Below are 13,273 nucleotides of genomic sequence, written 5' to 3' on the forward strand. Positions count from 1 at the left end.
AGAAAGAAGCAATAACCGCAGCGCTAGTAAATAAAAAATTGAAATATTTTTCTCCTACTTTGTAACCTTCTCCCTATCACCCAGTAATCTCTCCATGAAAACCCAAACAGTTCCATGACCGACGAACAGGCCATGTATGCCGTAAGTCAGGGAGATTTAGATAAGGCGGCAATCTTGTATGAACGCTACAAGAAGTCGCTCCTCAATTTCTTCCTTTATAGACAACACGACCGTGAAAATGCCCGTGATTTGACTCAGCAGGTATTTCTCAGGATGTTGCGCTATCGGCATACCTATCGAGAAGGTGCTTCGTTTCGAACGTGGGTATTGGAGATTGCTCGAAATGTGTTTTTTGATCATTTAAAACAAAATCCTACATTTTCGGATTTGACAGAAATACCCGATGTAGGAGATACCTACGACGAAGCCGACGAACAACACCAATATTTGCACCAGGCACTGACACAGCTGCCCGACCAATATCGTGAAGTATTGGTATTGAGCAGATTTCAGAATATGAGTTATGAAGAAATAGGACAGACCTTAGGGCTCTCGGTAGCCAACGTAAAAGTAAGGGTATTTAGAGCCATGCAAAAATTGAGAGATTTGTACTTTGATGTAAGTAGTAAATAAAATTCAGAAAGACGATGCTAAACGAACAAATCATCACCGACTATCTGCTAGGACACCTCTCGGAGGCAGAGCGTGTCGTTTTTGAGCAGCGCCTCTCTACCGATCCCCTCTTGCGGAAAGAAGTAGAAGAGTTGAAGCAGGTTTGGCAAATGCTCCAAAACACTGAGGCTGATACGGACTCTCAAATGGACGAGGCTTTTTATAAAGCTTTACAAGGAGAGAAAATCCTTGCTACTACCATCGTTAAACTTTCTCCTAGCCCTTGGCGGCAATATTTTAAATATGCCGCTGCCGTGGCAGGTATCGCAATTACGTTTTGGATAGGCCGTCAGACAGCTCCTATTCAAATTGAGTACCGTACTATTGCGGCTGCTTCTACCCCAGCCACCCCGCCTCCTACCCATACAGCCTCTTTGCAAAAAGCAGAATCAAGTGACGACGATTTTATTGAGACCAAAAACCCGCATAAAAAAGGCAAACAAGAGTCAATTGACCAGCAAATCGCATCATTGCGAAAAGAAATGAAAATGACCCAAGAGCTTGTGATTCTGAGTTTGTTGAAAGAACGCTCAGCTTCAGAAAGAATCAAAGGACTTAACTATGCAGCGGCACTCAATAATCCTAAGCCTGCGGTGATTCAGGCACTTATCAAAACCCTCCGCGAAGACGAAAGTCTCAATGTCCGCCTATCGACTATCGAAACACTCGAACGATTTAGGCAAACCGACGAAGTTAAAAAAGTACTTGTTAATCAGCTAGTTATAACTAATGAACCTATCGAACAAAGTACGCTCATCGAAACCCTCGTAAGGATGCGCGTTAAAGAAAGTCTGCCAGTATTTGAACAAATTCAAAAAGACGAAAAAGTGGACGAATCTGTAAGAATTTTGGCTAAAAATAGTATCGGAGAACTTTCCATGATTACCGAATAACGTATTAAACTAACCTCACAAATACAAAACAATCTAAGAGCCATGCGCAAATACATGCTTTTTCTAGGTGCGCTTGCCATTGCAAGCAGTACTTACGCCCAAACATACAAAACGAAGTTTACCGGAGCCAACAAACAAGTAGTGATGGATATTGATGCTAAGCAGCTTGATATCGAAGGTTACAGTGGTGATGAAGTAATCATCGAAGCCTCTGACCTACCCAAAGTTCCGCAAGAAGCCGACGGTTTGCGACCCTTATCGGCGGGAGGAGTTGACAATACCAACATTGGATTGTCGAGCAACCTTAATGGAGATGTGCTAAAAATCAACGTAGTCTTGAAAGGTAAAGCGACTTATAAAGTTAAAATGCCACAGGACTTAAACCTCATCATCAAAAAACGCAACTCTTGCTCATGTAATGAAAACGGAATGTCTATTTCGGGCGTAAAAGGAAGCATCGAAGTCAATACCAACTACGAAGATATTACCCTCAACAATGTATCAGGGCCTATTGTAGCTAACTCTAATCAAGGAAAAATAAAAATCGTTTTTGACGATAAAATGCCCGAAAAACCTTCATCAATCGTGAGCTATAGTGATAATGTGGACATCAGTGTTCCCGAAAAAGCCAAGGTACTTTTTAGCATTAGCGCTTCAGACGGCAATATGTTTACTGATTTAGACCTCAAACCTTATACCCCTGACCCTAAAGCATTAGAAGAAGAGAAAAAAGCCTACGAAGAAGCGCGAACTATCGGCCGCAAAGCGATGGAGTCAGATGCCGCCAGAGCCGCTTCAGAAAGAGTAGCTGTTAGGAGCCAAAGTTCGGGCACTGCTAGTACCTACTCACCGGGCAATAGAGCCTATATCAATCAGTCGGGAGAGGGAAACAATGTGGTCATAGGTAGCACCAATGGCGTGGTATATTCTTTTTCTGATGGCCAATATAGATACTGGGATAGCGACCGCAATGCTCCTAAATACGTATTGAATGAGCCTCAAACCAAAATTTCGATTCGCTCAAGTCGCGGCAATGTGTATTTGAGGAAGAAGAAATAATAGACGCTTTTAAAGCAGTTTTTGTTGACGGTAGCAGATTTCATTTATAAATCTACTACCGTTACTATTTTTATGGCGATACGAAATCTCTCTTTCCCCCACTCTTGGCAATGAGGCGGGTTTCTTTGATGACAATCTGCTGACTCATGGCTTTGCACATATCATAAATAGTGAGAGCCGCTACACTTGCTCCTGTCAATGCTTCCATTTCTATGCCTGTTTTTCCTGTCACACTGGCCGTACATTCAATCACCACCTCCCTTGCTTCATTGACTTTAATTTCTACCTGACAATTTTCTAATCCTAAAGGGTGACACAACGGAATGAGTTCGCCAGTACGCTTGGCGGCCATCACTCCAGCGATGATTGCAGTCTGAAACACGGGTCCCTTTTTTGTATTGATTTCGTTGTTTTCTAACAGGTTCATGATTTCATCCCCCAAAACTACGATACTACGGGCTTTGGCTACACGTTTCGTCACGGCTTTGGCCGATATATCCACCATGCTTGGATTACCCTCGACATCTAAATGAGTAAGAGACATATTTTCTTTTGTTTTAAATACTAATAACACAAAGTAACACGAAAGCTTCGCGTAGTTTCACTTAATTTCTAATTTTTATCATTTTATGGTACTTCCCCATTGGCTACCTTGTAACTTTGTAATCAACAATTGAAGTAATTTATAGTTAATCAAATGTGGTTTACAAAACTTGGCGAGTTTTAACCATTTATGTAGAGCTTGCCAAGGTGTTTTTTTACAACCTTGCCAAGTTTAAATACCAAGATATCTGTATGTTAGCACAGCTTAATAGTCTTCTTTGGGAAATTCTGAACGACCACCTCACCGTAGCCGAGGCATCTTGGCTGCAAGAGCAAGGAAATGCAACTCCCTTAGAATTAATGACTGCCTTTGTGGCAGCACCTCGTTTTTTGGCCAAACGAACCATCAAACCCACCGTAGCCCAAAATATCGAATTGAATGAAACCTTAGAAGGGTTTTCGGTAGAAGATTGGGGAATTGTGCGATTGGGTCGCGTATGGTTGTTGAGTTGTTTGGATAGTACCAATAAGGAAGAATACTGCCGACACATCGAGACGCTTTTTGACACTGCCGAAATGAATGAGTTGGTAGCGTTGTATTCGGCATTGCCCTTATTGGCGTATCCCCAACAATGGCTTTTTCGCGCCACCGATGCCGTACGTTCCAACATGGGCGTAGTGTACGAAGCAATTGCACTGCGCAATCCCTATCCCTACCATCATTTTTCTGAGTTAGCATGGAATCAGTTGGTACTGAAGGGAATTTTTAATGATAAGCCTCTTCACCTCATCTATGGGCTCGAAGAGCGAAGCAATGAAAAGCTAGTACTCACTCTTTCGGATTTTGCCCACGAACGCTGGGCAGCGGGCCGATGGGTGGCACCTCAAGTATGGCGGTTGGCTACGCGATTTTTGAACGAAACTCTACTTGCTGACATGAAGCTCTTGTTTGAGTCAAATTCCGAATACGACCAACAAGCAGCTGCCCTTACGTGTTATCACTCTAATCACGAGCCTGCATTGGAATTATTGGCTAATTATCCACATTTAGAAAAAGTTGTCAACACCCACCACATTACGTGGGCAAATCTTGAATTTTCTGACCTGAATACCTATGTGTCAAAACCATAAAGAATTCGAACAAAATCCTTCTCATTTCGAAGAATCGGAGGAGGTGGTTGCCCAAACCGATTTGAGCTGGGAATCGCATCGTAGCCTTATTCAAGGAATGCGCTTTTTTGACCCCCACATCCATATGGTATCGCGTACTACCGACGATTATGAAGCCATGCGCGATGCAGGTATTGTTGCCCTGATTGAGCCTGCCTTTTGGGTAGGACAGCCCCGGACGGGTCTTTCTACTTTTAAAGACTATTTTAGCAGCCTTGTTGGTTGGGAGCGTTTTCGTTCGTCGCAGTTTGGAATTAAACACTACTGCACGATTGGACTTAACTCTCGCGAAGCCAACAACGAGCCTCTTGCCGAACAAGTAATGGAGATTTTACCCTTGTACTTGTACAAAGAAGGCGTGGTAGGCGTAGGGGAAATTGGTTTTGATGACCAGACCGCCGCCGAAGAAAAATACTATCGGCTGCAGTTGGAATTGGCAAAAAAAGCCAAGTTACCCGTTCAGATTCACACGCCACACCGCGACAAAAAACGCGGTACCGAACGCAGCATGGCGATTGCGCTCGAACACGGTATTGATCCGTCGTGGGTGATAGTGGATCACAACAACGAAGAAACCGTCAAAAGTGTGCTGGACCAAGGTTTTTGGGCGGCATTTACGATTTATCCGTTCACTAAAATGAGCAACGAACGCATGGTGAAAATAGTAGAGCAGTACGGCCCTGAGCGCATTATGGTCAATTCTGCCGCCGATTGGGGGATTTCTGACCCATTGGCGATTCCCAAAACGGCAGTCTTGATGAAATTGAATGGTATTTCTGACGAAGCGATTCGATTGGTAACTTACCAAAATGCCATTGACGCCTTTGCCAAAAGTGGACAAATCGATATTAATGACTTTGAAAACGGTCTTACCATTGACCAAAGTCAGAAGTTTAATGGTAATACGATTTTACGCGGAGGCCAAGAACCGGATGCAAAAAAGAAAAATACACTTTTAATCAAGTAGGTACAAAAGACTTTCCAAGTTTGAATACGTAGAAAACCAAACTTGGAAAGTTAAGAGTTAAGAGACCTTCCAAGTTTCAAAAACTTGGAAGGTCTGTCATTTCAAAATTTTGAAGTAGTCCCAACGTGAGCAATCTCAAACCCTATTTTCAACTGGCGCGCCCTGCCAATATCGTCACCGCAATCGCTGATATACTGGCGGGTATGACCATTACTCAATTTATTTTTGAGCCTTCTGCCCACAGTGCCTATTGGCTGATTCTTGCTACCATAGGATTGTACGGGGGCGGTGTAGTGATGAACGATGTATTTGATGCTGAACTTGATGCCATCGAGCGTCCCGAACGACCCATTCCAAGTGGCAAAGTCTCACCTAATGCAGCTGCTCTTTTAGGAATTTCCCTTTTGGTGATGGGGATTATAGCCGCTGGCATGTTCAGTCTTTTGAGTGCTCAATTAGCCTTAATCATCGCTGCTTTAGCGGTGATTTATGACCGCTATGCCAAACATAGCGCCGTTTTCGGCCCTATTACAATGGGCCTTTGCCGTGGCGGAAATTTACTTCTGGGAATGAGTGTCGTGAGCCAATCATTGATAGAATGGGGCTGGGTAGCTTTAGTACCGATTGCCTACATCGGCGCTATCACCCTGATAAGCCAAGACGAAGTACACGGGGGCAAACGTCGTTCGCTATATATTGCAGCTTCGCTATATATGAGTGTCCATGCCATCCAATTCATCGTCGCATTCCAGCAAGGCAATGGTTCTATGGCTTTACTCCTAATTGCCTTACACGCTTTGTTGATAGGTCATCCTTTGTGGAAAGCTTTTCAAAACCCCATCGGCCCCAATATCGGCAAGGCCGTCAAAGCAGGCGTTCTTTCACTCATTGTCATGAACGCGGCCTGGTGCGTAGCTTTTGGGAACTGGCCTATCGCACTTGTTGTTTTATTATTATTGCCACTTTCCATTTTATTAGCCCGTGTGTTTGCGGTAACTTAGCGTTTTTTAAAATTATGCAACCCCTAAAACAATCCTTTCAGGTCTCTTATAGTTATTCCATATTTTTTACCCAAGACCTGTTTCATCTTGCCAACGATACCCTAGGCGCATTTTTTCGTTCTTTTGACGACGCCAGTTTTCAGCGTAAAGCACTGTGTGTAATAGATAGTGGTTTTGTAGCTCACTACCCAAATCTTACCCAAGATATTCTTACCTATTTTGCAACTTTAGAAGAGACCGTAAAATTAGTACCTTCTATTTTGGTATTACCTGGGGGAGAAGAAGCCAAAAATGACCCTGCTCTCTTTGACCAAATTGTGGAAGCAATCGACCAATATGGTATCGACCGTCATTCGTTTGTCATCGGCATTGGCGGTGGGGCTATTCTTGATTTGGTGGGATATGCTGCTGCTGTATCACACCGTGGCGTCAAACATATTCGTATTCCGACGACGGTTTTATCTCAAAACGATTCAGGAGTGGGGGTCAAAAACGGCATTAATTACCGAGGAAAGAAAAATTTCTTGGGTTCATTTGCTCCTCCTATTGCGGTTTTTAATGACCTCACTTTCTTGCATAGTCTCGACGACCGCGATTGGCGTTCGGGCATTGCCGAAGCTATCAAAGTAGCTCTCATCAAAGACAAAGTTTTCTTTGAGTGGATTGAAGCCAACGCCAACGCTCTAGCCCAACGCAACGACGAAGTGATGGCGTATTTGATTCATCGATGTGCCGAAATGCACGTGGAGCACATTCGCAGTGGCGACCCCTTCGAATTTGGTTCGTCACGACCATTGGATTTTGGGCACTGGGCTGCTCACAAACTGGAGTATCTCACCGATTTTCAAGTGCGCCACGGCGAAGCAGTTGCCATTGGCATTGCGCTAGACAGTGTGTATTCGACCAAAGTGGGCAAACTCCGTGCAGAAGAATTAGAACGAATTTTGGCCGTAATTCAAAAGTTGGGCTTTGATCTGTACCACCCCAAACTTGCCGAAAATGATAAAATAAACCTTCGCAATGGGTTACAAGAGTTCAGAGAACATTTGGGCGGTCGCCTGACTATTATGCTCCTCGATTGCATCGGTAAGGGTGTGGAAGTCCACGAAATGGACGCTGACCTTATCGCAGATGCAGTAGATTATTTAGAAGGACATTTTTCAAGTCTGTTAATCAATTAAAAAAACTCCCTGATACTTTCTTAGGCCAAAAATTCTTATGACAGGAGGTGTGGCCTAAGAAAGTATTTTTGTTTGAAAAACACCTTTTTAGGTAAAACAATGTTTTCCAAACAGATTTTTTTCTACACTATTCACCATAATGCAAACCCCTCACGGACACCTCACTTATTGTAGCAATATTCACCCTGGCGAACAATGGGAAAATCATTTTCAAGCCCTGCGTGACAACCTTCCTTATATAAAATCAAAACTCTCGCCCAACGAACCTTTTGCCCTAGGGCTTCGGCTTGCCAATGATGCTTCTATTGAGCTATCGGAACCTGAAAAGTTGACAGAATTTAAAGAATGGTTGACCGCAAACGATATTTACGTTTTTACCATGAATGGCTTCCCATACGGAGGTTTTCATGCCACGCGTGTCAAAGACAATGTGCATACCCCCGATTGGACCACCGACAATCGTACCGAATATACTAAGCGTCTCTTTAGGATTTTGGCACAACTGCTTCCCGCTAACATCGAAGGAGGCGTTTCTACCTCTCCATTATCTTATCGCTATTGGTGGCAAACCGAAGAAGAAAAACAACAAGCCATCAAAACCGCCACTGAAAATATACTGAATGTGGTAGAAGAATTGATAGCTCTCCGCCAAGCCACGGGCAAAACAATGCACCTTGACATTGAGCCTGAGCCTGACGGAATTTTGGAAAATGGGCAGGAGTTTATTGAGTGGTATGCTGATTATTTTTTGCCTAAAGGCATTGCTCATTTGCAAGAATCCCACAATTTTACGCCCGAAGAGGCCAAAGAAACATTGCTTACTCACATCCAACTTTGCTACGACGTTTGCCACTTTGCGGTGAGTTACGAAGAGCCGCAAGTCATTGTTGACCAGCTCAAAGAACTAGGAATCCGAGTCGGAAAAATTCAGATTAGTTCGGCCATAAAAATGACATTGAATGACCAACGCGCCGAAAAATTAGCTGCCATTCGAAGCTTCGACGAACCCGTGTATTTGCACCAAGTCGTAGCAAAAACCGAAGAAGGCACGTTCCAGAAATTCCCTGATTTGGCAGAAGCGCTACAAGCCGACGCAAGTACCCACAACGAATGGCGAATTCACTTTCACGTGCCGCTGTTTATTGATTCGTACGGCTTGCTCGACTCGACCCAAACTGAAATCGTCAAAACGCTCGCGGTGCATAAAGCTACCCCGTTCACCCAACACCTCGAAGTCGAAACTTACACCTGGGGCGTGTTGCCTACCGCTATGCAAAAACCCATCGGCGAGTCTATTGTCCGCGAAATGGAATGGGTAAAAGAACAACTCAAATGAACAAAACCGTTGTCATAGATATTGTTGGCCTAAGTGCCAATTTGATTGGAGAGCATACTCCTTTTTTGAGTGAGTATGTTAAATCACGCCACACAACGCCGATTAAGCCCGTGCTGCCTGCCGTAACGACCACTTCGCAGAGTTGTTATGTAACGGGTAAATGGCCATCGGAACACGGGATTGTGGCCAACGGCTGGTACGACCGCGAGGATGCTGAAATGAAATTTTGGAAGCAATCCAACAAGCTCGTGAAGGCCGAAAAAATCTGGGATGCCGCCAAACGTCAAGATCCGTCGTTTACCTGTTCCAAGATGTTTTGGTGGTACAACATGTACTCCACCGCCGACTTTTCGGTCACGCCCCGCCCCCAATACCACGCCGACGGGGTGAAAGCGCCCGATTGTTACGCCTACCCTGCGTCGTTGCGCGACGAACTTCAGCAAGATTTGGGACAATTTCCGTTGTTTAATTTTTGGGGTCCCAATGCCAATATCAAATCAACGAAGTGGATTGCGGATGCTTCGCTCTGGGTTGACCGCAAACACGACCCTACGCTGACGCTCATTTATTTACCGCATTTGGATTATTGTCTGCAAAAATTCGGCCCTGATTTTTCAAAAATCAGCAAAGAGCTCAACGAAATAGACCAAGTCGTGGCCGATTTGGTACGGCATTACGAAGCCAAAAATACCCGCATTATTTTACTTTCCGAATACGGCATTAACCCCGTTCACCGTCCTGTTCATATCAATCGTATTTTGCGCGAGGAAGGGTTGATTTCAGTGCGTACGGAGCGTTGGTACGAGCTTTTGGACGCGGGAGCTTCGAAAGCATTTGCCGCTGCCGACCACCAAATTGCCCACATTTATATCAACGACCCTGCCGTAAAAGCGCAGGTAAAAAAGCGCCTCGAACAAACCGAAGGAATTGAGCTTGTACTGGACGACGAAGGTAAAAAAGCGCACCACATCGACCACGAGCGGGCGGGCGACTTGGTCGCAGTAGCCAAGCCCGACAGTTGGTTTACCTACTACTACTGGTTCGACGACGCCAAAGCGCCCGATTACGCGCATTTGGTTGACATCCACCGCAAACCAGGCTACGACCCCGTTGAGATGTTTATGGATCCCAAAAATCCGTTTATCAAACTTCGAGCGGGCTATAAATTAGCGCGTAAGCTGCTCGGTTTCCGTTATTTAATGGACGTTATTCCGCTGGATGCTACGCTCATTAAAGGTTCACACGGAGGTATCAGTGCACCCCGCGAATTTTATCCCATTTGTATTACAGACACTCCCCTAACGCAGTCCGAACTCCAAGCTACGGATGTATATGACGTGATTTGGGGGCATTTGTTTTAAGAGAAAAAGAGCTTTTTCAGCTGTCTTCTTAGCGTAATCATTCGGTTTAAAATAATTAGAACAGAGATGATTACCGCTACTCTGACAGGCAACGGCGGCGTTGGCAAATGAAACTGGTAGATTTCTATGACTGGCGGAAGTTTTATAAACCAAACTCCAATCATCAGCAGCCAACAGGCTACGCAAGAAATCATCAGCCATCTTTTAAAAACACGATAAAAGTGCAGTTGTTTCTCTAATTTTTGCATCAGTTCATCGGTAAAAAATGCGGAAGTATGTAGCAAACTATCTTTCAGCAGCGTTCGTGTTTTTTCTTCGTTCATAATAAGTTACGGAGTTCATCTCCAGCTAATTTTTCCAATAAGATAAACATATTTTTTCGCCCTCGGTGCAACAGCACTTTTATATTGGTCTGACTCAATTCGGTGATTTCCTCTATATCACTTATCCCCAAATCACACAAATAGAATAATCTTAAAACCAAGGCTTCCTCCGCTTTAAGCATCGCCAAAGCGCGTTGAATGTATATTTTTCGTTCATTGCTCAAAAGAACCTCCCAACCAGAAGTTGCATCCTGTGCTGTTTCCTGCGTGGTAGAATCTATTTCTTCAAAATACTCTTTCTTGCTCTTATCTCGAAGGGTATAAGAGGTATTCACTACAATGCGGTAAAGCCACGTTGAGAAAGAGGATTCAAAACGAAAATGTCGAAGGTTGGTAAAAACCCGCAAAAACGCTTCTTGTAAAGCATCGTGAGCCAAATGTTCGTCTTTAAGAATCGAACAAGCCAACGAGAACGATACATCCTTGTGTTTTTCTACCAACATCCGACAAGCCAACGTGTCCCCTGCTTTTATTTTTGCTATTAAAAGAGCATCATCCTCTTTTTTCATCTTTGCTTCGCAGAAAATGAGCCGTTAGCAATCCTATTCCTCCTCCGATAAGAATGACAGAATAAACCAGTAAATCGGTAGTATCTTCCGACAAATTCATTTCCGTAAAAACAGCAGACATTCCTAACCCTGCCCCCGTTCCGAGAACAATACAGCCGATGTCGCGGTAACTAACCTTGTTTTCAGGAAGTGAATCCCCTTTTTCAAGAATGGTCTTTTTAATTAAGTAGTTGTATTTGGCAAGTATAAATACCACCAAAACCCCCGAACCAAAGACGCAAAGTCCCATAAAAATACTCTCAAAATGCTCCATACAATTGATTTTCAAAGATTTACAAATAATTAAAATTCATCGTCTAAGTACTTTCCAATTTTATTGTACAATTCAAAAGCTTTCTCACAATTGGTAAAAAAGACCAATCCGTACTTTTTTTCTTTATTGAAACAACAATATGCTTGAAAGTCATGGTTGTTACCTGTATGAAGATAGCGCATTCCGTACGGCGTAGGTTTCATCGAAAACCCTAAACACCAACCGGTTTGCCCAGTTTGAGTGATTTCGTCATTTGCCGAAAAATGAATTTGTTCGGTCAACATTTCACTAAATGTGCTTTTTTTGAGTCCTTCCTGTTGTATCATGGCAATCAAAAACTTAGCGTAATCGACCACTTCTGTATGAAGGCTATAGGCTGCGCCAAAAGCTTTACCAGGTCGATCTAAGGCTGTCATTTTCCCCTTTTTATGTCCCCTTGCTTTGTGTTGCCTCACGTAATCATTTCCTTCCATGTAGGTTGTATGTTGCATTTGAAGCGGTCGTGCTACTTCTTGCTGAAACACCGAGTCTAACCCAGCTTCCCATTTGGTCTTATGTTGAACCGCAATAACAGCCGCCAAATATTGATATGCTTCTCCAGAATAAGAAAAACCAGTACCGGGTTGAAACTTAATTTCCATTGGTTTGTCATGTGCCCAATTAGGGAAACCCGTTGTATGCCCAAGTACCATACGTGCTGTTATCAGTTTGTAGCGCTCGTCATTATCCTTAATACTTGGATGCGGTAAATAATGAAACAAAGGTTTATCGAGTTCAATAACCCCTTTTTCAACCATTTTCATGACAAAATAGGCAAAAAGTGGTTTGGATAACGAAGCTCCTTCAAATAACGTTTCATGGGTAACAGGGGCTTGAGTTTCGGTATTGGCAACACCAAACATACGATGATACACCAACTCCGCATCGTTGATAATGCCGATAGCTACACCAGGAATATCCAAGCTATCCATTGTTTTTGTAATAAGTTTGTCCAGTTCGCTGATTTTCACAGGCCGCCCACTGACGGCTTTGATAGAACGGTTACGGGTTTGCGCTTGCGTAAAATGCGCCAAAGTCCAAAAGAAAAGGCTGTAATAAAAAAACTTCATAGCAATACCGTTTTATAAATTTGTCGGCATTGGACTATACAGCTTAATAAATGGTTACAAGTAGGTATGAAAAATATATTTTGGGCTTTTTTAGAAGATTTTTACACTGTTTCTTATTTGTTCCACGACCTTCATGAAGCATCTCCTACAGCCACTAACACGTCTAATCTTTGGGATTCTCCTTCTCAGTAGCTGCCAATCTAAAGAAGACACCTTACCCGCTCCTACGACCGAGGGGCTCAATACTTTTGGTTGTAAAATCAATGGAAAAGTATGGATTGCAGACGGCATTCGGAACGACCAAGGCCCCGCCGCGAAGGCCATCGAGGTAGAGTTTAAGCGGTTGAGCGCCACTACTTTTTATTTATTTATCCATACCAATGCCAGCACCAAAGATCGCGTTCAGTTAACGCTGCCCAAAGGTGTCGTGGGTACTAATTTATTGGAAGATTTGTACGACAAACCTTTCGGGATTTATTACGACAGCAATTTCAAGATTTTCAAGACAAAATCATCCAATCCTGGACAAGTGGTCATCTCCCGATTGGATACCGTGAACCGAATCGTCTCAGGCAGATTTGCGTTTGATGCCGAATTCGTTGTTTCTAAAGAAACCGTAAAAGTTACCGAAGGGCGCTTTGATATTAAGTATGAGTGAGGAGAACGACCATAAATGAAGTTATAATTCTATACATACTCGGTATTTTTATTTTTTGGATTTCTGGCTTTCTTTTGGTAATATAGAGCAATGTAAGTCATCTTTACACGCTTTCTAT

At 43.4% G+C, this 13,273-nt stretch carries 15 protein-coding genes; 10 read left to right on the forward strand and 5 right to left on the reverse strand.

All coding sequences use genetic code 11. The features are described from left to right. Positions 1-114 precede the first annotated feature (114 nt). From P1X15_RS22995 to P1X15_RS23005, 3 genes are read left to right on the forward strand one after another with little or no spacing between them, the layout of a single operon-like run. Positions 115-633 carry an RNA polymerase sigma factor gene (locus P1X15_RS22995; RefSeq protein ID WP_028663893.1) on the forward strand — a complete coding sequence of 173 codons (519 nt, stop codon included), beginning with the start codon at positions 115-117 and terminating at the stop codon, positions 631-633. Positions 634-647: 14 nt separating this feature from the next. Continuing rightward, positions 648-1,565: a hypothetical protein gene (locus tag P1X15_RS23000; protein ID WP_277340491.1), complete on the forward strand. Its 918-nt coding sequence runs from the start codon at positions 648-650 to the stop codon at positions 1,563-1,565. A gap of 42 nt (positions 1,566-1,607) precedes the next feature. After that, on the forward strand, positions 1,608-2,624 hold the full coding sequence (locus P1X15_RS23005; RefSeq protein WP_277340492.1) for a hypothetical protein: 1,017 nt from the start codon (positions 1,608-1,610) through the stop codon (positions 2,622-2,624). Between the two features lie 70 nt (positions 2,625-2,694). Here the strand turns inward: P1X15_RS23005 and moaC are convergent, their stop codons facing one another. Beyond that, a complete protein-coding gene (gene moaC / locus P1X15_RS23010) occupies positions 2,695-3,168 on the reverse strand; it encodes a cyclic pyranopterin monophosphate synthase MoaC (protein WP_277340493.1) in 474 nt (157 codons plus the stop codon). A gap of 251 nt (positions 3,169-3,419) precedes the next feature. Here moaC and P1X15_RS23015 point away from each other — a divergent pair, with 251 nt between their 5' ends. The 6 genes from P1X15_RS23015 to P1X15_RS23040 all read left to right on the forward strand — a co-directional run bounded on the left by P1X15_RS23015 (position 3,420) and on the right by P1X15_RS23040 (position 10,183). Beyond that, complete coding sequence (locus P1X15_RS23015) at positions 3,420-4,298, forward strand: EboA domain-containing protein (protein WP_277340494.1); 879 nt, start codon at positions 3,420-3,422, stop codon at positions 4,296-4,298. Continuing rightward, a complete protein-coding gene (locus P1X15_RS23020; protein WP_277340495.1) occupies positions 4,282-5,304 on the forward strand; it encodes a TatD family hydrolase in 1,023 nt (340 codons plus the stop codon). The genes P1X15_RS23015 and P1X15_RS23020 overlap by 17 nt, the downstream gene beginning before the upstream one ends. A 125-nt stretch (positions 5,305-5,429) precedes the next feature. Beyond that, entirely contained in the window at positions 5,430-6,305 is an 876-nt protein-coding gene (eboC, locus tag P1X15_RS23025) for a UbiA-like protein EboC (RefSeq protein ID WP_277340496.1), read from the forward strand. 14 nt (positions 6,306-6,319) lie between these two features. Further along, positions 6,320-7,486, forward strand: coding sequence for a 3-dehydroquinate synthase (locus tag P1X15_RS23030; protein WP_277340497.1), 1,167 nt, complete (start codon positions 6,320-6,322; stop codon positions 7,484-7,486). 139 nt (positions 7,487-7,625) lie between these two features. After that, the gene (gene eboE, locus P1X15_RS23035; protein WP_277340498.1) at positions 7,626-8,822 is read left to right on the forward strand and encodes a metabolite traffic protein EboE; all 1,197 of its coding nucleotides are present in this window, start codon (positions 7,626-7,628) and stop codon (positions 8,820-8,822) included. Next, a complete protein-coding gene (locus P1X15_RS23040; protein ID WP_277340499.1) occupies positions 8,819-10,183 on the forward strand; it encodes an alkaline phosphatase family protein in 1,365 nt (454 codons plus the stop codon). Before eboE ends, P1X15_RS23040 begins: the two co-directional genes overlap by 4 nt. Here the strand turns inward: P1X15_RS23040 and P1X15_RS23045 are convergent. From P1X15_RS23045 to P1X15_RS23060, 4 genes are read right to left on the reverse strand one after another with little or no spacing between them, the layout of a single operon-like run. Continuing rightward, entirely contained in the window at positions 10,180-10,506 is a 327-nt protein-coding gene (locus P1X15_RS23045) for a hypothetical protein (protein ID WP_277340500.1), read from the reverse strand. The two genes, P1X15_RS23040 and P1X15_RS23045, sit on opposite strands and share 4 nt — an antisense overlap. Further along, the gene (locus P1X15_RS23050) at positions 10,503-11,075 is read right to left on the reverse strand and encodes an RNA polymerase sigma factor (RefSeq protein WP_277340501.1); all 573 of its coding nucleotides are present in this window, start codon (positions 11,073-11,075) and stop codon (positions 10,503-10,505) included. The genes P1X15_RS23045 and P1X15_RS23050 overlap by 4 nt, the downstream gene beginning before the upstream one ends. Beyond that, positions 11,059-11,403 carry a hypothetical protein gene (locus P1X15_RS23055; protein ID WP_277340502.1) on the reverse strand — a complete coding sequence of 115 codons (345 nt, stop codon included), beginning with the start codon at positions 11,401-11,403 and terminating at the stop codon, positions 11,059-11,061. The genes P1X15_RS23050 and P1X15_RS23055 overlap by 17 nt, the downstream gene beginning before the upstream one ends. 14 nt (positions 11,404-11,417) lie before the next feature. Further along, positions 11,418-12,497, reverse strand: a complete 1,080-nt coding sequence (locus P1X15_RS23060; RefSeq protein WP_277340503.1) for a serine hydrolase — start codon at positions 12,495-12,497, stop codon at positions 11,418-11,420. Between the two features lie 133 nt (positions 12,498-12,630). Here P1X15_RS23060 and P1X15_RS23065 point away from each other — a divergent pair, with 133 nt between their 5' ends. Next, positions 12,631-13,155: a DUF6252 family protein gene (locus P1X15_RS23065; RefSeq protein ID WP_277340504.1), complete on the forward strand. Its 525-nt coding sequence runs from the start codon at positions 12,631-12,633 to the stop codon at positions 13,153-13,155. The last annotated feature ends 118 nt before the right edge of the window (positions 13,156-13,273 follow it).

Origin of the sequence: Runella sp. MFBS21 (assembly GCF_029433105.1) — a bacterium.
GTDB lineage: Bacteria > Bacteroidota > Bacteroidia > Cytophagales > Spirosomataceae > Runella.